Raw genomic sequence first — 21,507 nt, 5'->3', positions numbered from 1 at the left:
GCCTCGACCGGCTAACGCTGGGGGACGGCGAGTTCACGGCCGCGACAGAAGCTTTCCTGCTCCTCGACGACGTACGGGGCCATCGCCGCACGTCGCTGCGCTTCCGGCTCGGACGTCCGCCAGGCGTCGCAGACCTCCTTCGAGTCCCAGAACGACACCCCGGTGATCTCCTGCCCGTCCTCGGACCAGTACGCGAAGGCGCGCCGCAGCCCCTGGGGGTAGGGGGAGGGGCGCCATGCCCTCTCGAACTCCTGCGACGTGCCCGGCCTGAGGCGGCGCGCAGTCACCCAGACGAACTGCTCATCCATCGCGGCTCCTCCTCGGTGTCCGTTCGGGCTTCCTGCCCTGCCAGACCACCGTAGGTGCCGATGACCGCTTCCGCCTGCGCGGCGGCGGGCGGACCATGGAGGAGAGCCCGGAGCGCGGTCGGGTGGCGCGCTGCGTGTGCCCTGTCGGTGGTGAGGGCGATGAAGGGTGCGAACCGGATCGGGAGCGTGCGCGGAGTAGTGCTGCGGGCGCACTGGAGCGTGCCGTTGATCATGCTTCTGCTCGCCTACGACCTGGCCGCCCGGACGCTGCCCGCGTACGCGCCCGGACGGGCGCCCGTGGCGTATGCGGCCGCCGGAGTCGTCGGGGCTCTGCTGTTGCTGGTGAGCCTGGTGGTGCATGAGGCGGCACACGCGCTCGTGGCCCGCAGATGCGGGATCTCCGTGCGGGACATGACGTTGTGGGCGCTCGGCGGCATGACCCGGATGGACCAGCCGACGACGGCGCGGGCGGCGTTCACGGTCGCCGTCAGCGGACCGCTCGCCAGCCTGCTGCTCGGCGGGGCCGCCGTCGGGGCCGCGGTGGGCGTGCACGCGGTGCTGGGATGGCGGATACCGGTCGCCGTACTGGGCTGGCTGGGCACCATGAACCTGCTGCTGGGCGTGTTCAACCTGTTGCCGGCCGCGCCGCTGGACGGCGGCCGGGTGCTCCAGGCCGCCTGGTGGTGGCGTACGGGAGACCGGGAACGGGCCCAGCGGGCGGCAGGGCGCAGCGGACAGTTCGTCGGCGTGGCGCTGGCCGTGCTGGGCTGGCTGGTGTTCGTCAGGGGAGCGCCCGGCGGATTGTGGCTGATGCTGGTCGGCCTGTTCGTGGCGGGCGTCGCCGCGGCCGAACGACGGTGGGCCCAGCTGGCCACGGCCCTGCGCGGCGTGCGGGTGGCGGAGGCGATGACCAGCCCGGCCGTGGCCGGTCCCGACTGGCTGACGGTGGACCGTTTCCTGGCCGACGTCGCCGCTGGGGCGGGGCATTCGGTGCTGGCGTTGGTGGACTTCGAGGGCCGCCCCAGCGGTGTCGTGCAGCTGCGCAGGCTGGCCGCCGTACCGTCCGGGCGGCGGGAGGAGGTCCGGGTGCGGGACGCGGCGACCCCGTTGTCGCGGTGCACTCTCGCCGCACCGGACGAGCTGCTGACCGCCGTCCTGGAGCGGACCGGCGCCGGGGGCGGGCTGCCCATCCTGGTCCTGGACGCCGGCCGGCTCTGTGGGATCGTCACTGGCCACGACATCGAACGGCTCTCCCGGCGGCCCACCACAGGGATGACCTGTGGTGCCCCCCTCCCGCCGCTCTGGCCCCGCCGCGCCCCCAGGAGGACTATGGGGTGAGAGCGACCAAGGGAGGCCTGCCGTGAAGACCGGAGCCTCGGACTACGACCGCTGGCTGTACTCGCACACACCTTCCCAGGCCGAGGGCGAGCGCGATGAACCGGCCGAGCGTTCGGCCGTGGAACAGCACCCGGACGTCCCCAGAACCGAGCCGTCCCAGGCGGAGGGCGAGCGTACGGACGAACCCGGACCGCGTGACCGCCGTTGAAACCCCGAGCCGGCCTCGCAGTGAGTCGGCCCGGCATCGGGTGGATTCGCCCGCGCCACCCCGGGCGGCCTGCTCACCGAGCCGGGCTGCCCGAGCCGGTCGTCATCGCGGACGGCGCGGGCCCTTCAGCCCCCGCAGCTCGTCGACCCTCGTCAGCCGGGCCAGGGCGAGGTAGACCAGGCCGAGGGTGAGGGCGCCGGCCGTGAGGGCGGTCGCGGTCGGCAGGGTTGCGTCGCCGAGCCGGGCCGCGCAGGCCCGGTCGGCCGCCCAGCCCGCGGTGGCGGCGAGGGCCGCCGCGGCCAGCAGCTTGGTGTACGTGCGGCGTAGCGCCCCGTCGTCCAGCCGGCCGCCCGTGCGCCTGCGCAGCAGCCGCGCGGTGAGGGCGAGGCCCGCCAGGTACGACACGGTGTACGCCCCGGCCATGCCGGTCACCGCCCAGCGGTCGGGCAGCAGCAGATGGCAGGCGGTGGCCAGGGCGATGTTCACCACGGCGATCCACACCGCCATGAAGAACGGGGTGCGGGTGTCCTCGAAGGCGTAGAAGCCGCGCAGGAGGACGTACTGCGCGGAGAACGGGATCAGGCCGAGCCCGAACGCCTGGAGCATGTGCCCGAGCGGCTGCGCGGAGGCCGCGTCGGCCGCGCCGTGCGCGAACAACAGGGTCGCGATCCGCGGACCGAGGGCCAGGAACAGGAACGCGGCCGGGACGATGACGACCCCGCTCACCCGCAGCCCGCGCGAGAGGTCCGCGCGCACGTCCGCGACCCTCCCCTCCGCCACGGCGCGGCTCATGCGCGGCAGCAGCGCCGTCACCAGCGAGACGGTGACCACCGACTGCGGCAACATCCAGATGGTCTGCGCATACATGTACGCCGAGTAGCCCGCGCCGGCGTCCGGCAGCCTCTGGTCGACCGCGTTGGCGTAGTTGGTGACCACCGTCAGCGAGACGAGGTTCGTCAGCACGAGCAGCAGCGTCCACTTGGCGGCGTGCACACCGGAACCCAGGCCCGAGCCGCGCCAGTCGAACCGCGGCCGGAACCGGAACCCGGCGGCCCGCGCGAACGGGACCAGCGCGAGCGCCTGCACCGCGATGCCGGCGGTCGTCCCGAGGCCGAGCAGCCGGACCTGGGCGTCTGTGACGTCCGCCACCCGATGCGGCACCGTCATCAGACCGAGGTAGGCGCCGAACATGCCCAGCAGGACGGCGTTGTTGAGGACCGGCGTCCACATCATCGCGCCGAACCGCTCGCGGGCGTTGAGGACTTGGCCGTAGATGTTGAACAGGCCGTAGAAGAAGATCTGCGGGAGCAGGAAGCGGGCGAAGACCACGGTGAGCCGGTACGCCTCGTGCTGCTCCGGGGTGTCGCGCATGTACACCGAGACGATCTGCGGGGCCGCCCACACCGCCAGCGCCGTTCCCACGGCGAGGACGGACACGACCAGGGTGACGAGCCGCTGCTCGTACGCCCGCCCGCCGTCCGCGTGGGTGGCCCTCGCCCGCACCAGCTGCGGCACCAGCACGGCGTTCAGCGCGCCGCCGATGAGCAGCGTGTACAGGCTGGTCGGGACGGTGTTCGCCGTGTTGTACGTACTGGCCAGCAGACCGGTGCCCAGCGCGGCGCCCTGCAGGACCGTCCGGATCAGCCCGCTCGCCCTCGACACCACCGTGCCCAGCGCCATCAGCACCGACGAGCGTGCCGCCCCGCCGGAACGTTTCTCGACCCGTTGTTGTGTCGTCGCCCCCATCGGGTCAACGTACGGCATCAAGATCCGTGCGCCCAATCCGCCCTGCAGGAACGGCAGTTGCTAGCGGCGGCTGCGGACCCGGGCGTCCCTCGGCGGATCGATGAACTGCAGCTCCAGCGCCGCGGGGGGCGGGGCGACGCCCGGGCCGCCCGCCGCGGCCCAGGCCAGGATCTCCTCCGTGCCGTCGTCGTCCATGGCGAAGCCGATCCAGGTGGCCCGGCCGCCGGCCCGGCGGCCGGTGGCCGAGGGCTGGACGACGATGACGTTGGCCTGGTCGCAGGGGCCGAGGCAGTCCGTCGTACGGACCGTGAAGCCGCCGCCCGAAGCGGCCGCGGCGGCACGCAGCCGCTCCAGCTGCCAGTCGTGGTCGAAGCCGGGGTGCTTGCCCGCGTCGCCGCAGCAGCAGCCCCTGCACACCACCAGGGTGCAGGGGCGGCTCCGCGCGGCCCCGACCAGTGCTCGCTGAGCCGGAACCATGCCGCTCAGGACGCCGAGAGGCCGACGTGGGCCAGGGCCTGCCGCAGCAGGAACCCGTGCCCGCCCGGCATCTCGCTCTGCACCGCGGGCGAGGCGGCCTCCTGCGGGTCGAACCACACCAGGTCCAGGGCGTCCTGCCGGGGGCGGCAGTCGCCGGTCACCGGCACGATGTAGGCCAGCGACACCGCGTGCTGACGGGGGTCGTGGTACGGGGTGATGCCCTGGGTGGGGAAGTACTCGGCCACCGTGAACGGCTGCAGAGAGGTCGGCACCCGGGGCAGGGCCACCGGGCCGAGGTCCTTCTCCAGGTGGCGCAGCAGGGCGTCCCGGACGCGCTCGTGGTGCAGGACCCGGCCGGAGACCAGGGTGCGGCTGACGTTGCCGTCCGGTCCGATCCGCAGCAGCAGGCCGATGCTGGTGACTTCGCCGCTCTCGTCGACGCGCACGGGCACGGCCTCGACGTACAGGATCGGCATACGGGCGCGCGCCATCTCGAGCTCGTCGGAGCTCAGCCAACCCGGCGTGGTTTCGGTCAAGTCAGACATTGCTTGATCATACTTTCAGTGTCCGTCGGGAAGCCGGTAGACCCGGCGGGCATTGTCCGCTCCGGCCCAGCGCGCCAGGCGCAGCGCGTCGGGCAGGCCCAGCTCGTCGGCGTCCACCCGGTCCTGGAGCAGATCCCCCAGTCCCCGGCGGAACGCCAGCGCGCCGAGCGCATAGAACTCCGCCACACCATAAGCGTCGGAGCTGTACAGCAGTTTGCGGAACGGTGTGATCTCCAACGCCTCCTCCAGGACCGCCCGCGCCCGCGCCGGACCCACATGGTGCAGGGTGAGCCCCACATCCAGGTACACCTGCTCGAACACCGCGGCCAGATAGCCGGCCTGCCGCTGGTAGGGCCAGCAGTGCAGGAGCAGCACCGGGATCGTGCCCGCCGTCAGGTGCAGCCAGTCCGTGAGATGCGTCGGATCCACCCGGTGCAGCCGGATGTCGTCGTCACCGAAGCCGGTGTGCAGTTGCAGCGGCAGCCCCAGGTCGACGGCGGTCCACAGCAGATGCCGGACCAGCACCGGGTCGGCCAGCCGTCCGCCGCGCGCCAGCCAGCGCCGCGCGGCCCGGGTGACGTCGGCGTCCGCGGGCCGCACCGGGTCCAGGTCGAAGCCCGTGCGGTACGCGGCCACCGACTTCACCGCGACCACCCCCGGCCGCCGTACCGCGTCCAGCGCCGCCGCCCGGAACGCGTCGGCGTACCCGCCGGCCTCGACGCCCCGCGCGGCCACCGCCTCCGCGACGGACTCCAGCCGTACGACCTCGTGGGCGACCGCCGGGCCGGCGGCCCCGGCCAGTTCGGCGGGCGACGTGATGCGGTGCGGGGCGAATCCGGTGTCGACGCAGAACACGCCGGTCCGGGCCGCGGCGAGGAACCGCCGGTTCACCTCCTGCGGGCCCAGTTCGGCGCGGCGGGCCAGATAGACGTCGGCCGGTGCGTGCCGCTCCAGGTCGAGCAGGGGCGCGCAGTGGCGGCGTACGGCCACGCCCGCCGGGGTGTCGAAGGTCGAGACGCCGGGCCACGGGTCGCCCTCGGTGAGCAGGGCCTCGAAGCCCGGCCGGTCCAGGGGGCCGGTGACGACGCCGTGGCAGTGGTGGTCCACCAACTCCAGCCCGGCGAGCGCCTCGTGGACCGGTCCGCCGGGCATCTCAGTACCTCCAGCGGTACGCGGCGGCCACTCGCTCGTCGTCGAGCCCGGCGACAGCGTCGATCTCGCCCTGCCGTACGGCGCTCACCGCGTCGGCGAGGACCGGGCCGAGCGCCGCCCGCAGCACCTCGTCCCCGCGGAACGCGGCGAGCGCCTCGCCGAGCGAGGTCGGCAGCCGGCGTACGCCCCGGGCGGCTGCCTCGTCCGCGCCGAGCCGCACCGGATCACCGGCTGTCTCCTCGGGAAGGACGGCGCCCGACGCGAGCCCGTCCAGTCCGGCGGCGATCAGAGCGCCCAGGGCGAGATACGGGTTGGCGGCCAGGTCGACCGGCTTGACCTCCAGGTTCGCCTGCTCAGCGCGCCGTCCCGCCGTGCCCCGCACCAGGCGCAGCGCGCACTCGCGGGTCTCCAGACCCCAGGCGGTGAACACCCCCGCCCACTGGGAGGGTTTGAGGCGCAGATAGCTCGCCGGGCTCGGCGCGGTCACCGCGGTGAGGGCCGGGAGGCGGGCCAGGACGCCGGCCGCGAACGCCTCCGCGTCGGCCGTCATGCCGTATCGCCGCTCGCCGCCCGCGTGCAGGTTCGTGCCGTCGCGCCAGGCCGACAGGTGGACATGCCCGCCGTTGCCGACGCCCTGCGCGAGGACCGCAGGGGAGAAGGAGACCCGCAGGCCGTGCCGCTGCGCCACCGCGCGGATGGTCTGGCGGACGAGGACGCTGCGGTCGGCCGCCGCCACCGGGTCCAGGGCGCCGACGGAGATCTCGAACTGGCCGGGCGCGTACTCGGGATGGACCTGGTCGACGTCCACGCCCTGCGCCGCGCACGCGGCCAGCAGATCGGCGGTGTACGCGCTCAGCTCGACCTGCCGGATCGCGCCGTACGCGGGCCCGGACGTCGCCGGGACGAACTCCCCGGCGGGCGCCGAGTCCAGGCCGACCGCCCACTCGATCTCGACGGCCGCCTTGAAGGCCAGACCGTGGGCGCGGGCGGCGTCCGCGACGACGCGGCGCAGGAAGGTGCGCGAGCAGCCCGGGTGCCGCTCGCCGTCCTGTGTGACGCGGTCGACCGGCGCCCACGCCCAGCCGGGCTGCCCCGCCAGCACCACGAGCCCGTCGAGGTCCGGGTACAGGCGCAGATCGCCGTCCGGGGAGCCCAGCACGTCGGTGGCGACGATGTGGTCGTTCGCCAGGAACGTGTCGAACACCGGGGACATCCCGACGCCCCAGGCCGCCGCCGAGGCCAGCCGGGCCGTCGGGATCGTCTTCACCCGACCGACGCCCGCCGTGTCGACATAGGCCAGAACGACTCCCTGCACGCCCGCGCCGGACAGTTCGCCGTCGAGCGCGCTCGCCCGCTCGACGTCTCCCGGGCGTCCGCCGGGGAGGGGATCGGCAAGGGTGGTCATACGTCCTCCACGATCGATGCGTCCGGCACGGCCGACACATCCGGTACGTTCGCCGTGTGCCGTGCGGCCGTCAGGGTTTCACGGCCACCGCGCCGTACTGCGGCACCACGGCGAGGGAGTCGGCCTCGCCGCGCCAGCGCGAGCACGACACCAGCCCCGGCTCCAGCAGCTCCAGGCCATCGAAGAATGCGGCGATCTCCGCGCCGCTGCGGGCGGTGATCGGCGGCTTGGCGTTCTCGTTCCAGAACTTCATCGCCGGGATCTGGCCCTCGCCGCCCACCGCGCTGTCGTGGGTGGGGTGCGTCAGGACCAGGAAACTGCCGGAGGGCAGGTCGGCCATGACCTTCCGCACGATCTCCCGGGCCGCCTCCACATCGAGGACGAAGTTCAGGATGCCCAGCATCATCACCGCGACCGGACGCGTGAAGTCCAGGGTGTCCGCCGCCCGTCGAAGGATCGCGGCCGGGTCGTGCACATCGGCGTCGATGTAGTCGGTGACGCCCTCGGCGGTGCCGGTCAGCAGCGTACGGGCGTGCGCCAGCACGATGGGGTCGTTGTCGACGTACACGATCCGCGACTCGGGCGCGATGCGCTGCGCGATCTCGTGGGTGTTGTCGCCGGTCGGCAGCCCCGTGCCGATGTCGAGGAACTGCCGGATCCCGCGCTCCTCGGCCAGGAACCGCACCGCCTGCCCCAGGAACCAGCGGTCCGCGCGGGCGATCTCCCGGATCAGCGGGAACATCCCGGCGACATGCTCGCCGACCCGCTGGTCGACCTGGTAGTTGTCCTTGCCGCCGATCCAGTAGTTCCACACCCGCGCGTTGTGCGCCACGCTCGTGTCCAGTCGTGTCGGCCCGCTCACGTGAGAGCCCCTTCCCGCATCCCGCCCGTGTCCCGGGCCTGTGCCCGCCATTGTGCCGCCGGATGATCACCGTTGTCCCCGGTAGGGTGAAAATCCGGTGATCCCGTACAGGAAGCAGGACATGCCCTACTCGCACGCCGCCCGTCCGCCCGCTCCCGAGCCGTCGGCCGGCCCCGCCGACATACGACTCGTCGTCACCGACATGGACGGCACACTGCTCGACGACGACAAGAAAGTGCCCGAGGGCCTGTGGGACACACTGGCGCGACTGCGGGAGCGCGGGGTGCTGTTCAGCCCGGCGAGCGGACGCCAGTACGCCACGCTGGCCGCCGAGTTCGCGCAGGTCGCCGACGGGATGGTGTTCATCGCCGAGAACGGCACCTACGTGGTGCGCGACGGCGCGGAACTGAGCTCCGACCCGCTGGACGCCGGCGCGGTCGCGCGGGTGATCGAGGCCGTGCGCGGGCTCGCGGCCGGCGGCGTCGACATGGGCGCCGTGGTCTGCGGCAAGCGGTCCGCGTACGTCGAGCGGGCCGACGAGCCCTTCGTGGCCGAGGTCGCCCGGTACTACGTACGCCACCGGGTCGTCGAGGACGTCACCGCCGTCGACGACGACATCCTCAAGGTCGCCCTGTTCGACTTCGGGTCCGTCGAGGAGAGCACCGCCCCGGCGCTCGCGCCCTTCGCGGACACCCACCAGGTCGTCGTCTCCGGCGAACACTGGGTCGACGTCATGAACCGCACCGCCAACAAGGGTGCCGCGCTGCGCCGGCTCCAGCGCGAGCTGGGCATCACCCCCGCGCAGACCATGGTGTTCGGCGACTACCTCAACGACCTGGAGATGCTGGACGCCGCCCACTGGTCGTTCGCCATGGCGGGCGCCCACCCGGAGGTCGTCCGGAGGGCCCGCCACCTCGCGCCCTCCAACAACGACAACGGGGTGCTGCGCACCATCGCCCGCGTCCTGGACCTCTGAGTCCGAGCCCGACGCCGGGGGCGCTCAGGCGCGGGGCTGCGCCAGGCAGTGCGGTCGGCGCGGGTTCCGGAGCCGAGGCAGGCGGCGACGATCACCAGCATCACGAACGCGAGGGCCACGTTCTCCTCGGCGGGCAGCTCCGGCAGCGACTGGCCGAACTGGAAGACGAACCCGAACCGTTTGCGGCGCAGTGCGCTGAGCCGGTTCTCGCCGAGGTCGTCGATGCGGTCGCCGCGCAGCAGCACCTGACCGCCGTCGGGACGGACGTGCAGCAGGGTGGACCTGCCCGAGCCCGAGGGGCCCATGATCGCCAGCGAGTCTCGCTCGCCGACCTCGACGTCCACCCCGGTCAGAACCGTGTTCATGATGTCCCGTCGCCCCTTCTCAGCGCTCGAACTTCCAGGTGACCGACCCGGCGGAGGCCTTCACCACACTGACCGGGATGTCGACGCGCTTGCCGCCGCTCTCCTCGCCGACGCAGGTGATGGTGGCGCCGGCCACGGCCTTCAGACCGCTCGGGCAGGTCACGGAGACCTTCTTCCCGACCCACGGCAGCGGGTGGTACTTGCTCTCGATGCGGCCCATGACGATGTTCGCGGACAACGCCCTGTGACCGCCGACCATGACCGTGTTGGTGGAGTCGAGACCGGTGGTCGACTCGGTGCCGGAGAGCAGATGGGTGCCGAGACCGCCGAGGGCCACCACGGCGGCGGCGCCTCCGATCGCACCGACGACGAACTTGCTGCGCTGCATCGCATACCCCTTTGAGACGAAGGCGGGTGGAGGAAGTGCCTCCACCCTCGCCCGCCCGGCCCCGCCCCCGCCTCGGCCGAACGGCCAGAACAGCCCGGCTTCCCAGCCCCACTCCTCAACCGTTCGGCCTAGGCTGCGGGGAGCAGAGGAGAGGGAAGCGGAATGAGCGCACCGGCCGATGTCGCCCGCCTGACCCGGGAGATCACCTCCGGGCTCAAACCCGGGGACCTGGAGGACTTCTACGCCGACCTGCACCGGCACCCCGAGCTGTCCTTCCAGGAACACCGCACCGCCGCGAAGCTCGCGCAGCGGCTGCGCGGGGCCGGGTACGAGGTGACGGAAGGGGTGGCCCGCACCGGCGTGGTGGGCGTGCTCGCCAACGGCGACGGGCCGGTGGTGTGGCTGCGCGGGGACATGGACGCCCTGCCCGTGCGGGAGGCGACCGGCCTGACGTACGCCTCCACCGTCGACGGGCTGATGCACGCCTGCGGGCACGACCTGCACGTCACCTGGCTGGCGGCCGCCGCCGAGGTGCTCGCCGCGGCCCGCGGGACCTGGTCGGGGACGCTCGTCGTGGTGGGGCAGCCCGCCGAGGAGGCCGAGGGCGGTGCGGCGGCGATGGTCGCGGACGGCGTCCATGTCCGCTTTCCGCGCCCCGATGTGCTGTTCGGCCAGCACGCCGCGCCCGGGCTCGCCGGGTTCTACCCGCACACCCCCGGCCTGACCCTGTCGGCGTCGGACGACATCGACGTCGTCGTGCACGGCGTGGGCGGCCACGGTTCACGGCCCGAGTCGACCGTCGACCCGGTGGTGACGGCCGCGTACATCGTGACCAGGCTGCAGACCGTCGTCGCGCGAGAGGTCGCGGCGAGCGAGTCGGCGGTGCTGACGGTGGGTCGCTTCCATGCCGGTACGAAACCCAACATCATCCCCGCCGAGGCCCGGCTCGCACTGAATGTGCGCACCCAGGACGCCCGGGTGCGCGAGCGCGTCCTCACCGCGATCCGGCGGATCGTCGAGGGGGAGTGCGCCGCCGCGGGCTGCCCGGTTCCGCCCGAGGTCACCGTCCACCCCGGCTACCCGAACACCGTCAACGACCCTGCCCTGGACGGGGAGATCGCCGCCGTGCACCGTGAACTCTTCGGCGACCACACGGTGTTCGACTTCGGCCAGGCGATGGGCAGCGAGGACTTCTCCCTCCTCGCCCCGCCGGGCGTGCCGTACGACTACTGGTACGTGACCTCGACCCCGGCCCCCGTGTGGGAGGCGGCGCCGGGGCAGGAGCTGCGGGAGAAGTTCGAAGGCGTGCCGGGAAACCACAGCCCGCTGTTCGCACCGGACCTGTCGGTGCTGGTGCCGGGCGTGCGCACCCTGGTGTCGGCGGCGCTGTCCCGGCTCGCCGGCTGAGCAAACCGGCCGGGACACGCGCGGGCCGCGCGGGGAGCTACGGCCGGAGCGGGTCGTGGCCGATCGTCATCAGACGGTGGCGGCGGCGCGTCTCCTCGGCCTCGGGCTCGTTCTCCACGTCCGTCTGCGCGGCGACCGTGTCGACCACCCGGTACATCACCCGGATGTCGTCGTCGGTCAGGTCGGTGCGGCGCTTCTGCAGGATCGCCAGCACATGCTGCCCGGTGGGGCTGCCCGCCTCCTCGGGCAGCGGCTCCGCGTTCTCGTCGGCGTCGCGCACCCGCAGCCAGGCGGCGAGCTCCTGCGAGGTCATGTTCACCGCGCGGTGGAAGTCCTCCCACAGCGCGTCGAGTTCGAGGGCGTCGGTCATGGCAGGCCCTTCTCCGGAGGGGTCACTTCTCCAGGTGGGTCACTTCTTCAGGGTCACTTCTCGCGCGGCCAGTTCTCCGCCTCGAACATCCACCGCTGCTTCTCCAGCTCGGCGGTGATGCCGATCAGCAGGTCCTGGGTGACGGGATCCGGCTTGTCGGTCGCCGCGATCCTCCCCCAGCTCTCAACTTCGTTCGAGCCGGGGGGACCCCCAGCGCAGTCGGACGACGGCGGCCCCCAGGGCCTCCGCGATCACCTGGACGACGTCCTCGTCGCGCAGCCAGCCGTCCTTCGGCGAGGGCAGCGTGAACGTCGAAGCGATGGTCTCCGGGCGGCCGTCGGGCGGCAGACCCAGCGCCGCCGCGCGCTCCGCGACCGTGTCGGCGTACGAACGGGCCGTCGCGACCACCTCGTCGAGCTGGAGGTGGATCGAACGGAACCGGGGGCCCACGATGTTCCAGTGGGCCTGCTTGCCCACCAGGGAGAGGCCGAGCAGATCCACGAGGGTGCCCTGCAACGCGTCGAAGGTGATCTGGCGGGCCGGTTCCGGCAGCGGGCTCTTCACGACAGTCATATGGTGCTCCTCCTCGTCGCGTCCTGTCGGGCGGTCCGGAGCAGTTCCGCGCGTTCCTCCTCACCGGTGCCGCCCCACACGCCCGAGGTCTGTCCGCTGACGAGCGCGTAGGACAGACATTCGGTGCTCACGGGGCAGCGCACGCAGACGCGTTTGGCCGCCGCGGTGTCCCGCAGGGCCGGTCCTCTCGTACCCACGGGGAAGAACAGTTCGGGGTCCTCGCCCACGCAGGCGGCAGCGCGCAACCACTCCATGGGGGCGCGGGTGCCCAGGGCGAACCGGCGCAAACGACCGGTTCCGGGCCGCCGCCCGCACCGGAATCCCGTGCCGGCTCAGGGAGCGAGAACGCCGTCGAGGAAGCCTGTGACGTCCGCGAAGACGTCCGCCCTGTTCGTCTCGTTGAAGACCTCGTGCCGGGCCCCGGCGTAGATCCGCTCGACCGGGGTACCGCTCAGCCGCTCCACGCCGGCCCGGCTGCCGGGCAGCGGGACCAGCCGGTCGTCGTCGCCGTGCAGCCACAGCAGGGGCAGCGGGCCGACGTCGCCCTCCTTGGCGACGGTCTCCAGGGTCCGTACGAACGCCTCCAGCGTCGGCCGTTTCATCGGCCCGTGCCAGACCAGCGGATCCGCCGCGTACGCCGCGCCGACCGCCGGGTCGCGGGAGAGCGCGGCGGGGTTGACGGGGACGTCGGGGATCTCCTCCTGCGCCAGCAGCCGGCCCGGCAGCTCCCAGCCGCCGATCACCGGGCCGGACAGCACCAGCGCGGCGAGGGTGTCGCCGTGCCGCTGGGCGTATCTGGCCGCGATCAGTCCGCCCATGGAGTGGCCGATCACGACCAGCGGGACGTCCGGGTGCGCGGCCCGGGCGAGTTCCGCCACCGCGTGCACATCGGTGACCACGTCCTCGAAGTCCTCGATCACCACCCGCTCGCCCGCCGACCTGCCGTGCCCCATGTGGTCGGGGGCGAACACGGCGGCGCCGTGCCCCCTCAGGACCTCGGCGAGTTCCGCGTAACGGCCGGCGTGCTCGCCGTAGCCGTGCACCACCAGGGCGAGGAAGCGGGGACGCGGGTTCGGCCACTCGCGCACGGCGACCGCGCCGTGGGTCCCGGTGAGGACGTGTTCGGTCATCGCTCCTCCAACTGCGTCGGCGAAGGCCCTCTGCGTCGGCGAAGGCCTTCGAGGACAGGATCCGCCATCCTCCCAGGGGCTCCGGCCACCTGACGAGACGGCCCTACGGCGATCCGTTAGATGTGCGTAGCATCGGTCCTCGCATGAACACGATGACGTTGTGGCACATCACCGGCTGGGAATTCATCGCGCTCGCCCTCGCGGCCCTGCTGGTCGGCTTCTCCAAGACGGCCGTCAGCGGGGCCAACACGGTCAGCCTCGCGATCTTCGCGGCGATCCTGCCCGCCAAGGCCTCCACGGGCGTCCTGCTGCCGATCCTGATCGCCGGCGACGTCCTGGCCGTCCTCACCTACCGGCGGCACGCCCACTGGCCCACGCTGTGGCGGCTGTTCCCGGCCGTCGCGGCCGGCGTGGTGTTCGGCACGCTCTTCCTGGTGTGGGCCGACGACGGGATCGTCCGGACGTCGATCGGCGCGATCCTGCTGCTGATGGCGGGCGTCACGCTGTGGCGGCGCCGCACGGCCGACGCCACGGACCAACCCGACGCGGTGGTCACCCGGGCCGGCCGGATCAAGGCCCGCTCCTACGGCGTCCTCGGCGGCTTCACCACGATGGTCGCCAACGCGGGCGGTCCGGTGATGTCGATGTACCTGCTCTCGGCCGGATTCCGCAAACTCGGCTTCCTCGGCACCTCCGCGTTCTTCTTCCTGATCGTCAACGTCTCGAAGGTGCCCTTCAGCGCGGGCCTCGGCCTCATCGACGGCCACTCGCTGCTCCTGGACGCCGCACTCGTCGCGTTCGTCGTCCCCGGCGCCCTGCTCGGCAAGTGGGCGGTGCACCGCATCAACCAGCGGCTGTTCGAGCAACTGGTCATCGCGGCGACGGTGGTGGGCGGCCTCCAACTGCTCCTTCGCTAGGAGTACGGCACGCACCGCGTCGCACGGGGACGACAACGCCGGTGTCAGCCGTGTCAGCCGTCCGCCGGAAGGATCATGCAGGTGGTCGTCGCATGCGCGATCAGCCGGCCCTGCTCGTCGAGCACCCTGCCGTCGGCGGTGGCGGTGCGGCGGCCCACGTGGATCACGTTGCCCTCGGCGGTGAGGGTCTGCCCGTCGGTGCGGGCGGCCCGGATGTAGTTCACCTTCAGTTCCAGGGTGGTGTAGCCCGTGCCCGGCGGGAGAGTGGTGTGGATCGCGCAGGCCAGCGCCGAGTCGAGCAGGGTCGCCGCGATACCGCCGTGCACGGTGCCGAGGGGGTTGGCGAAGTCCGGCCGGGTGTCCAGCGAGACCACGACCCGCCCGTGCTCCACGTCGTCGAACCGCATGCCGAGCAGCCGCCCGATGGACGGCACGTCGCTCAGGTTCCCGGCCTGGACGAGACGCATGAGATCGAGACCGGACAGGGCGGCGAGGTCGGCGTGCGGGGTGCGGTCGGTGTGTTCGGTGTGTTCGGTGGTGGTCAAGGCGGTTCCTCGGGTTGCAGAAGGGGCTTGCCGGGTACGGGAGTTCAGCTGCCCAGCGGGTTGTCGGTGTCCCGCAATGCGGCCAGGACGGGCGTGTACAGGCGGGACTTGATGGTGCCCAGTGTGTCGCCCGCCTTGCCGGCCTGCGCCGCCGCGATGTCGACGGCGGTGGCGCGTACGGCGTCCTCGTCGACCGCGTGGTCGACGATCTCGGCGTCCAGCGCGTCCCGGCCGCCGTAGCGACGGGCCGTGACCATGGCCTCGTGGGCGGACCTCGGGGTGAGCCTGGCCTGGATGAGGGCGGACATGCCGGGAGTGAAGGGGATGTTGAGGTCGGCCTCGGGCAGGCACCAGAAGCCGCGGTCGGCGCGCATCACCCGAAAGTCATGGGCCAGCGAGAACATCGCGCCCGCGGCGAAGGTGTGCCCCTGCAGCGCGGCCACGGTCACGACGGGCAGGGTCAGCAGCCGGGCGAAGAGCTCGTGGACCGAGACGACGTAGTCCACATGCCGGTCGGAGTGGGCGAACACCCAGTCCAGATCGAGGCCGTTGGAGTAGAACTTCCCCGTGGCGGCGGTCACCAGGGCGCGCGGCCCGTCCGCCTTCTCCACCTCGTCCAGCGCGCTGCCCACTTCCGTGAGCCAGTCGGGGTGGAACCGGTTCTCGCCGTCGCCGAGATCGAGGACGAAGACGGTGTCCTGGCGGTCCAGCGTGGGCATGGCGACTCCTTCACAGCGGGGCACACGGGGGGACAGGGCACATGCATGCGTACAGGGCACGGGAGGCGGGACGCAGGTCAGGACTCCGGGCCGGCGGGCCGAAGGGCGTGCTCCAGCAGGCCGTGGAGCTCCGCCGCCGTCGCGTCGAGCGGGGCGGTGCTCTGCTCGGCCCGGCACATGACCACGGCGCCCTCGACGGCGGCCACGACGAACGCGGCCAGCCGTCGCGCGCGCTCCTCGGGCAGGCCGTGGCGCAGCAGCAGGCCGGCCAGGGCCGTCTGCCAGCGGGCGAAGGCCGCCGCTGCCGAGCGGGCGCGCTCCGGCGAGCTGTCGTCGCTCTCCACGGCGACCGCCACGACCGGACAGCCGAGGCGGAAGCCGCTGCGCAGGAGACGCTCCCGCCACAAAGCGAAGAACCCGTCGACGGCCCGCAGCGGATCGGGGTCGTCCATGGCGGCGTCGATCAGGTCGGCGATGAAGTCTCCGGCGAACACCACGGCCTCGTCGATCAGTTGGGTCCGGCCGCCGGGAAAGTGGTGGTACACCGAGCCGCGCGGGGCGCCGCTGTGGGCGAGCACCCGGTCGATGCTCACGCCGCCGGCCCCGTGCTCCCCGAGCAGGGCGACGGCACTCGTGACCATCCGCTCACGACTGTCACTCCTGCGTGGACTCACGGCACTGATTATGCGCTATGACATAGACCATGCAAAAGGTGCTCTCGGTATCGCTCCAGTGGGCGGGGCAGCGGCGGCCCGGGCGGGCGGGGGGCCTCGCGGGCGCTGCCTAGACTGACCGGCGGGCGGCGGCCGAGCCGCGGGTGAGACATCGATCGGGGCGGGGAGAGATGGCTGCTGCTGCACGTCGGGTGCCGTGGAACGACGCCGCCGCTGCGCGCGGGGTCTCCCGCGCCGCCGGGGGGCCGGCAGCCTGGTCGGTTCCGGCCGGTCCGCGGTCCGCGCGGCGCGCCCATAAGGTGCGCGGCGGCGTGCGCGGCCGCGTCGGACGCGGCGGCCCCGATTCGCGGGCGGGTGGGCGCCGTCCCGGCGGGCGGGGGCTTGCGACGTGGACGGCGGGCCGGGTCGCCGTACGGGGGACGGCATGAGCCGGCACGTCCTGGTGCTGGGCGGCACCACCGAGGCGCGGAAGCTCGCCGCCGCTCTGGCGGCTCGCCGCGGAGTCCGGGTGACCTCGTCGCTGGCGGGCCGGGTGTCCCGGCCGGGGGCGCTCGACGGGGACGTACGGATCGGCGGGTTCGGCGGCGCGCAGGGGCTCGCCGACTGGCTGCGTGAGCAGCGGGCGGACGCCGTCGTCGACGCCACGCATCCCTTCGCCACCGGCATCACCGCGAACGCGGCGAGCGCCACGGCGGCGACCGGCCTGCCGCTGGTGGTACTGCGCCGCCCGGGCTGGCGGGCGGGGGCCCGCGACCGCTGGCACGAGGTGGCGTCGCTGGAGGCGGCGGCCGAGCTGCTGCCGGGCCTGGGCCGGCGGGTCCTGCTGACGACGGGCCGGCTCGGCCTCGCGGCCTTCGCCCACCTCGACGGGCCGCACTTCGTCGTACGGTCCGTGGAACCGCCCGCGCCCCCGATGCCGCCCGACGTCGAACTGGTCCTGGCGCGCGGCCCGTTCACCGTCGCCGACGAGCTGACGCTGCTGCGGGACCGCCGGATCGACGTGGTGGTGACCAAGGACAGCGGCGGAACGGCGACGGCCGCGAAGCTCACGGCTGCGCGCGAACTGGGGCTCCCCGTCGTGGTCGTACGACGGCCACCTCTGCCGACCGGTGTGACGGCCGTCCCGGACGTGGACGCCGTCCTGGACGAGCTGGACCTCATCCTGCGGTGACGCCGTCGGCCGGCGGGCCGGCTCGCGGCCCTCAGGGCGCGAGGACCGCCTGTTCCGGCTGTGGGCGGCGCGGGGAGAAGCCGTCACCCAGGTCCTCGACCAGGAGTCGCTTGGAGATGGCGTCCACCGCTGCCCGCAGGCCGCCGCCCGCCGCCGAAGCCGCGGACCCGATGCCGTCCTTCAGGTTCGGTGTCAGGGAGTCGGTGTACAGGGTGCCGAACACGGCCGTGCCGAAGGAACTGCCCAGCGTTGCGGAAGAACGTCACGCCGGAGGTGGCGGTGCCCAGATCGGCGTACTCGACGGTGTTCTGCACGGCGATCGTCAGCACCTGCACGCATCGTCTGGTCCAGGGCCGCGAGCAGCATCCCCAGCACGACCGTCACGAAGGCGATGTTCCGGCGGTGCGCGTCCAGAACGGGCGGCTGGGCGGCGGCGTGAGCGCTTTCCTCGGTGACGGTCACGAGGTCACGATCACACCGGCACGCCGTCCGCGCACGTGGGACGGGCCGCCCGAGGGCTACCCCCGGTCCGGGTTACGGCGCAGCAGATAGGTGTCCATGATCCAGCCCTTGCGTTCGCGTGCCTCGGCCCGCAGCCGCTCGATGCGCGGGCCGGCCTCGGCGATCGGACCGGAGACGAGGATCTCGTCCGGGGTGCCTATGTAGGCGCCCCAGTAGATGTCGACATCGTCGTCGGCGTACTGGCGGAACGTCTGATGGGCGTCCAGCATCACCACCACGTCGTCCACGCCCTCCGGGAAGCCCTCGGCGAGCCGGCGGCCGGTGGTGATCTGCACGGGCCGGGCCACCCGGTTCAGTCCTGTCCGATGCCGGGCGACGAGCGCCGAGACACTGCTGATCCCGGGCACGACGTCGTACGTGAAGTCCACCGCGCCCCGGGCCAGCACCTCCTCCAGGATGCCCAGCGTGCTGTCGTACAGCGCCGGATCGCCCCACACCAGGAACGCGCCGCTCTCCTCCTCGCCGACCTCCTCGGTGATCAGCCGTTCGTAGATGTCGGCGCGGGCGCTGCGCCAGTCGCCGACGGCCGGGGAGTAGGCCGCGCCGCCGGCCCGGCGGTCCCGCTCCGGGTCCCGTGCCTCGACCACCCGGTAGCCGCCCTGCGGTATGTGCGTGGCCAGCATGTCGTGGCGCAACCGCGTCAGATCGCTCTTCACCTCGCCCTTGTCCAGGACGAAGAACACGTCCGTGCTCCGCAGCGCCCTGACCGCCTGCAAAGTGAGCTGGTCGGGGTCGCCCGCGCCGATACCGATGACATGAATCTCTCGCACGCCTCGAGTCTGCCGTACGCCACTGACAGTGACCGTGCCGGGTGTCAGCGCAGCCGCGGCGCCCGGGCCCGCGCGTCCACCGCCGTGTCCGTCCGCTCCACCGTGTCCGCCAGTGCGCGCGCCCATCCGGCCAGCCCGGCGAGGTCCATCCCGTGGGGCCGCGCCTGCCCCGCGCCCGCCGCCCATTCCTCGACGGCCCCGGCGCCGCGCCGCAGCAGCCGCGCCCCGCCCGTGCGGTTCCCCCGGGCCGCGTGTGTCAGACCCACCGCGAGCTGGGCGAGCCCGCGCCACAGGGCGCGCTCCGACTCGGGGCCCGACTTCCAGGCGTCCTCGAAGACCTCGTGCGCGTGAAACGGCTTCCCGGCGTCCAGCAGGGCCTGCGCCTCGGCGACGCTCTCCTGCGGCGTGCGGACGACGCCCTCGGGCTGCCGCTCCACCCCGGCGGTGCCGTACGGCAGGGGCCGGCCGAGCCCGTCCCGCGGCCTGGCGTTGCGCGCCCGCCCTTCGCCGTCCCGGTCCCGGGCGCCGACGGACCGGCCGCCGCGCGTACCTCCTGTGCTGCCCAAACGGTCCATACGGCGATTGTCCCGCGCCTGGCCCCCCTTCGGCGCAGCGCCCGGCGTGGGGTAAAGTGCTGTTCGCGCGATCACACGGCACGCCGTGCGAAGCGCACCGGGACGTGGCGCAGCTTGGTAGCGCACTTGACTGGGGGTCAAGGGGTCGCAGGTTCAAATCCTGTCGTCCCGACTGGAGTTCGCTCCATAGTCGCAGGTCAGGGTCTTGTTTCACTTCGGTGAGGCAAGGCCCTCGATCATTTTCCGGGCTCTCGGTGCGTACCCCACCGCCTCCCGCGCGGAGACGGGACTGGGTGGGATACCAGCGCGGCGAGCTGGTCCTCGTCGAACTGCTTGGCGGCGTTCTCCCACGTCTCGTCCGGCACCCCACCGGCCGCGTCGGCGATGCGCGTGCCCTGCTCCGTCAACTCAGGGGCGGCGCGCTCGGCATCGGTGAACACCTTCGCCTCCCGCCAGGCCGCGACCAGATGGAGGCGCTGCGCGGTCTCCCCGGCGTGCTCGGCGTCCTTGGTGTGCATGTCGGTGTCGGCGCGGCTCGATCGACAGTGCCCGCCTTCGTCGGGTTTACCGATGCATCGCTTCTCTGCCGCCAACCCTGAATCCCTTGCGTTGAAGCGCACTTCAAGTTGAAGACTCCCCTTCGAGCCGGAGAGGACGGACCGACTCCGGCCGTACGGGAGGGATCCACCATGAGGTACCGCACCATTGGCGCCGACCCGGCCACCCGCCGTGAGGTCAGCGTGCTCGCGCTCGGGGCGATGCTGTTCGGGTCGGTGACGGACGAGGAGACGTCCTTCGCGATTCTCGACCGGTATGTCGAGGCCGGCGGGAACTTCGTCGACACGTCCGACAACTACGCCTTCTGGGTGGACGGCGGCCAGGGCGGCCAGAGCGAGGAACTGCTCGGCCGGTGGCGGCGCAGCCGGGGCGTCGGAGACGAGATCGTCGTCGCGACCAAGCTCGGCGCCCGCCCCCTCGCCCCGGGCACCAGCTACATCGACAACTCGGAGGGCCTCTCGGCGAAGGTGATCCGCGAGTCCGCCGAACGCAGCCGGGAGCGGCTCGGCGTCGAGAAGCTGGACCTGCTCTACGCCCACATCGACGACCACACCGTCCCGCAGCGTGAGACCGTCGAGGCGTTCGGGGAGCTCGTCGCCGAGGGCACGGTCGGTCTGCTCGGAGTGAGCAACCAGGCCATGTGGCGCGTGGAGCGGGCCCGCGCGCTCGCCGCCGCGGCCGGACTGCCCGGCTACGAGGTGCTCCAGTACCAGCACAGTCACCTGCGTCCGCGCACCGACATCCCCGACGATCTCTTTCCGGACGGCAGCCTCGGACACGCAGGCCCGGAACTCCTCGGCTATTTGCGGGCCGAGCCCGGCCTGACCCTCGTCGCGTACTCGCCGCTGCTCAAGGGCGCCTACGCCCGCCAGGACCGGCCCCTGCCGGCGGACTACGACCACCCGGGCACCCCGGCCAGGCTCGCCGTGCTGCGCGAAGTGGCCAAGGAGACCGGCGCGAGCGTCAACCAGGTCGTGCTGGCCTGGCAGTCGGGCGGCGCGCTGCCGATCGTCTCGTTGGCCGGAGCGTCGTCGGTGGCGCAGCTGGAGGAGAACCTGGCCGCCCTCGACCTGGAACTGACCGAGGACCAGCGCGCCCGGCTGGACGCGGCGCACTGACGAGCGGACGGCGACCGGGAGACCGACCGGGGAGTCGGGGGAGTGACCGGGGAGTAACCAGGGAGGCTAGGCTGGGATCATGCCGTCCCCCCGCCGCACCGCCAGACAGGCCGACCTGCTGGAACGTCTCGTCGCGCTGCTGACGGCGGAGGGCTTCTCGGACCTCACGCTGGACGACCTCGCCGAGCGGCTGCGCTGCTCCAAGACGACCCTGTACCAGCTCGCCCGCAGCAAGCAGGGGCTGGTCGTGGAGGCGGTCAAGCACTACTTCCGAGGCGCGACCGAGGCCGTCGAGAAGCGGGTGGCGCAGACCGTCGACCCCTCGGACCGGGTCCGTGTGTACCTGACCGCCGTGGCCGAACAGTTGCGCCCGCTCTCGCGCCGGTTCCTCGACGACGTGGCGGACTTCCCGCCCGCCCGCGAGGTGTACGAGGCCAACACGCGGATGGCCGCGGAGCGGGTGCGCCGGCTGATCGCGGAGGGCGTCTCGGACGGCGCCTTCCGCGAGGTGCACACCGCTTTCGTCGGCGAGGTCGCCGCCGCGACCATGCGGCAGATCCAGCAGGGCGAGCTCAAGGCGCGCACCGGGCTGTCCGACGCGGAGGCGTACGAACAGCTCGCCTCATTGATCGTGCACGCCGTTTCCTCCTGACACCTGACACCTGATGCCCGGCGCCTGGTTCCGGGG

The 21,507-nt window shown here is 72.8% G+C and carries 24 protein-coding genes, 1 tRNA gene and 4 pseudogenes; 9 read left to right on the top strand and 20 right to left on the bottom strand.

The features are described from left to right. Positions 1–11: 11 nt before the first annotated feature. A complete protein-coding gene (locus ACIBTS_RS02700) occupies positions 12–308 on the bottom strand; it encodes a hypothetical protein (protein ID WP_399316002.1) in 297 nt (98 codons plus the stop codon). A gap of 159 nt (positions 309–467) precedes the next feature. On the opposite strand from ACIBTS_RS02700, the gene ACIBTS_RS02695 reads away from it, so the two are divergent. Both ACIBTS_RS02695 and ACIBTS_RS02690 read left to right on the top strand, forming a co-directional pair. Then, positions 468–1,646 (top strand): site-2 protease family protein, encoded by a 1,179-nt coding sequence (locus tag ACIBTS_RS02695; RefSeq protein ID WP_399316001.1) that lies wholly within the window; start codon positions 468–470, stop codon positions 1,644–1,646. A gap of 22 nt (positions 1,647–1,668) precedes the next feature. Next, positions 1,669–1,854: a hypothetical protein gene (locus ACIBTS_RS02690; protein WP_079658212.1), complete on the top strand. Its 186-nt coding sequence runs from the start codon at positions 1,669–1,671 to the stop codon at positions 1,852–1,854. Positions 1,855–1,956: 102 nt separating this feature from the next. Here ACIBTS_RS02690 and murJ read toward each other — a convergent pair whose 3' ends face one another. The 6 genes from murJ to ACIBTS_RS02660 all read right to left on the bottom strand — a co-directional run bounded on the left by murJ (position 1,957) and on the right by ACIBTS_RS02660 (position 8,092). Beyond that, positions 1,957–3,600, bottom strand: coding sequence for a murein biosynthesis integral membrane protein MurJ (murJ, locus tag ACIBTS_RS02685; protein ID WP_399316000.1), 1,644 nt, complete (start codon positions 3,598–3,600; stop codon positions 1,957–1,959). Between the two features lie 60 nt (positions 3,601–3,660). Then, entirely contained in the window at positions 3,661–4,077 is a 417-nt protein-coding gene (locus ACIBTS_RS02680) for a (2Fe-2S) ferredoxin domain-containing protein (protein WP_399315998.1), read from the bottom strand. A 5-nt stretch (positions 4,078–4,082) separates the two neighbouring features. After that, on the bottom strand, positions 4,083–4,622 hold the full coding sequence (locus tag ACIBTS_RS02675) for an NUDIX hydrolase family protein (RefSeq protein ID WP_319672363.1): 540 nt from the start codon (positions 4,620–4,622) through the stop codon (positions 4,083–4,085). 15 nt (positions 4,623–4,637) lie between these two features. Beyond that, complete coding sequence (locus ACIBTS_RS02670; RefSeq protein WP_399315997.1) at positions 4,638–5,774, bottom strand: amidohydrolase family protein; 1,137 nt, start codon at positions 5,772–5,774, stop codon at positions 4,638–4,640. A 1-nt stretch (position 5,775) separates the two neighbouring features. Then, positions 5,776–7,179 carry a glutamine synthetase family protein gene (locus tag ACIBTS_RS02665; protein WP_399315995.1) on the bottom strand — a complete coding sequence of 468 codons (1,404 nt, stop codon included), beginning with the start codon at positions 7,177–7,179 and terminating at the stop codon, positions 5,776–5,778. A 70-nt stretch (positions 7,180–7,249) separates the two neighbouring features. Further along, positions 7,250–8,092, bottom strand: a complete 843-nt coding sequence (locus ACIBTS_RS02660; RefSeq protein ID WP_399315994.1) for an SAM-dependent methyltransferase — start codon at positions 8,090–8,092, stop codon at positions 7,250–7,252. Between the two features lie 70 nt (positions 8,093–8,162). Between ACIBTS_RS02660 and ACIBTS_RS02655 the strand changes: the two genes are divergently transcribed. Beyond that, positions 8,163–9,017 (top strand): Cof-type HAD-IIB family hydrolase, encoded by an 855-nt coding sequence (locus ACIBTS_RS02655; protein ID WP_399316600.1) that lies wholly within the window; start codon positions 8,163–8,165, stop codon positions 9,015–9,017. Between the two features lie 32 nt (positions 9,018–9,049). On the opposite strand, the pseudogene ACIBTS_RS02650 reads toward ACIBTS_RS02655, so the two are convergent. Then, positions 9,050–9,361, bottom strand: a pseudogene (locus ACIBTS_RS02650) (ATP-binding cassette domain-containing protein); the annotation flags it as partial. Between the two features lie 40 nt (positions 9,362–9,401). Further along, positions 9,402–9,770 carry a DUF4333 domain-containing protein gene (locus ACIBTS_RS02645; RefSeq protein ID WP_399315993.1) on the bottom strand — a complete coding sequence of 123 codons (369 nt, stop codon included), beginning with the start codon at positions 9,768–9,770 and terminating at the stop codon, positions 9,402–9,404. A gap of 162 nt (positions 9,771–9,932) precedes the next feature. On the opposite strand from ACIBTS_RS02645, the gene ACIBTS_RS02640 reads away from it, so the two are divergent. After that, positions 9,933–11,177, top strand: coding sequence for an amidohydrolase (locus ACIBTS_RS02640; protein ID WP_399315992.1), 1,245 nt, complete (start codon positions 9,933–9,935; stop codon positions 11,175–11,177). A gap of 37 nt (positions 11,178–11,214) precedes the next feature. Here ACIBTS_RS02640 and ACIBTS_RS02635 read toward each other — a convergent pair whose 3' ends face one another. From ACIBTS_RS02635 to ACIBTS_RS02620, 4 genes and pseudogenes are all read right to left on the bottom strand, one after another. Next, positions 11,215–11,547 carry a DUF3140 domain-containing protein gene (locus ACIBTS_RS02635; RefSeq protein WP_319672368.1) on the bottom strand — a complete coding sequence of 111 codons (333 nt, stop codon included), beginning with the start codon at positions 11,545–11,547 and terminating at the stop codon, positions 11,215–11,217. Positions 11,548–11,600: 53 nt separating this feature from the next. After that, positions 11,601–12,120: pseudogene (locus ACIBTS_RS02630) on the bottom strand (Dps family protein). After that, on the bottom strand, positions 12,117–12,374 hold the full coding sequence (locus ACIBTS_RS02625; RefSeq protein ID WP_399315991.1) for a WhiB family transcriptional regulator: 258 nt from the start codon (positions 12,372–12,374) through the stop codon (positions 12,117–12,119). The pseudogene ACIBTS_RS02630 and the gene ACIBTS_RS02625 overlap by 4 nt, the downstream one beginning before the upstream one ends. A 78-nt stretch (positions 12,375–12,452) precedes the next feature. Continuing rightward, complete coding sequence (locus ACIBTS_RS02620; RefSeq protein ID WP_399315990.1) at positions 12,453–13,250, bottom strand: lysophospholipase; 798 nt, start codon at positions 13,248–13,250, stop codon at positions 12,453–12,455. A 143-nt stretch (positions 13,251–13,393) separates the two neighbouring features. Between ACIBTS_RS02620 and ACIBTS_RS02615 the strand changes: the two genes are divergently transcribed. Next, the gene (locus ACIBTS_RS02615; RefSeq protein ID WP_399315989.1) at positions 13,394–14,167 is read left to right on the top strand and encodes a sulfite exporter TauE/SafE family protein; all 774 of its coding nucleotides are present in this window, start codon (positions 13,394–13,396) and stop codon (positions 14,165–14,167) included. Positions 14,168–14,220: 53 nt separating this feature from the next. Here ACIBTS_RS02615 and ACIBTS_RS02610 read toward each other — a convergent pair whose 3' ends face one another. The 3 genes from ACIBTS_RS02610 to ACIBTS_RS02600 all read right to left on the bottom strand — a co-directional run bounded on the left by ACIBTS_RS02610 (position 14,221) and on the right by ACIBTS_RS02600 (position 16,105). Next, positions 14,221–14,634: a PaaI family thioesterase gene (locus tag ACIBTS_RS02610; RefSeq protein WP_079664624.1), complete on the bottom strand. Its 414-nt coding sequence runs from the start codon at positions 14,632–14,634 to the stop codon at positions 14,221–14,223. Positions 14,635–14,756: 122 nt separating this feature from the next. Continuing rightward, entirely contained in the window at positions 14,757–15,431 is a 675-nt protein-coding gene (locus ACIBTS_RS02605; RefSeq protein WP_399315987.1) for an enoyl-CoA hydratase-related protein, read from the bottom strand. A 77-nt stretch (positions 15,432–15,508) separates the two neighbouring features. Further along, complete coding sequence (locus ACIBTS_RS02600; RefSeq protein WP_399315986.1) at positions 15,509–16,105, bottom strand: TetR/AcrR family transcriptional regulator; 597 nt, start codon at positions 16,103–16,105, stop codon at positions 15,509–15,511. 424 nt (positions 16,106–16,529) lie between these two features. On the opposite strand from ACIBTS_RS02600, the gene ACIBTS_RS02595 reads away from it, so the two are divergent. Further along, the gene (locus ACIBTS_RS02595) at positions 16,530–17,276 is read left to right on the top strand and encodes a cobalt-precorrin-6A reductase (RefSeq protein WP_399315985.1); all 747 of its coding nucleotides are present in this window, start codon (positions 16,530–16,532) and stop codon (positions 17,274–17,276) included. A 145-nt stretch (positions 17,277–17,421) separates the two neighbouring features. Here the strand turns inward: ACIBTS_RS02595 and ACIBTS_RS02590 are convergent. The 3 genes and pseudogenes from ACIBTS_RS02590 to ACIBTS_RS02580 form a co-directional block, all read right to left on the bottom strand. Further along, positions 17,422–17,611 (bottom strand): annotated as a pseudogene (locus ACIBTS_RS02590) (hypothetical protein); the annotation flags it as partial. A gap of 183 nt (positions 17,612–17,794) precedes the next feature. Next, complete coding sequence (cobF, locus tag ACIBTS_RS02585; protein ID WP_399315984.1) at positions 17,795–18,568, bottom strand: precorrin-6A synthase (deacetylating); 774 nt, start codon at positions 18,566–18,568, stop codon at positions 17,795–17,797. Positions 18,569–18,612: 44 nt separating this feature from the next. Further along, on the bottom strand, positions 18,613–19,143 hold the full coding sequence (locus ACIBTS_RS02580) for a DUF309 domain-containing protein (protein WP_399315983.1): 531 nt from the start codon (positions 19,141–19,143) through the stop codon (positions 18,613–18,615). A gap of 98 nt (positions 19,144–19,241) precedes the next feature. Between ACIBTS_RS02580 and ACIBTS_RS02575 the strand changes: the two genes are divergently transcribed. After that, positions 19,242–19,315, top strand: a tRNA-Pro gene (locus ACIBTS_RS02575). Positions 19,316–19,439: 124 nt separating this feature from the next. Here ACIBTS_RS02575 and ACIBTS_RS02570 read toward each other — a convergent pair. Beyond that, positions 19,440–19,667: pseudogene (locus ACIBTS_RS02570) on the bottom strand (carboxymuconolactone decarboxylase family protein); the annotation flags it as partial. A 165-nt stretch (positions 19,668–19,832) separates the two neighbouring features. Between ACIBTS_RS02570 and ACIBTS_RS02565 the strand changes: the two are divergent. Beyond that, positions 19,833–20,819, top strand: a complete 987-nt coding sequence (locus tag ACIBTS_RS02565) for an aldo/keto reductase (RefSeq protein ID WP_399315982.1) — start codon at positions 19,833–19,835, stop codon at positions 20,817–20,819. Positions 20,820–20,898: 79 nt separating this feature from the next. Next, complete coding sequence (locus ACIBTS_RS02560) at positions 20,899–21,471, top strand: TetR/AcrR family transcriptional regulator (RefSeq protein WP_079658180.1); 573 nt, start codon at positions 20,899–20,901, stop codon at positions 21,469–21,471. Positions 21,472–21,507: the final 36 nt, after the last annotated feature.

It is taken from the genome of Streptomyces sp. NPDC050121, from assembly GCF_044460385.1.
Classification (GTDB): domain Bacteria; phylum Actinomycetota; class Actinomycetes; order Streptomycetales; family Streptomycetaceae; genus Streptomyces; species Streptomyces soliscabiei.
This window is presented reverse-complemented; position numbering and strand designations above follow the sequence as displayed.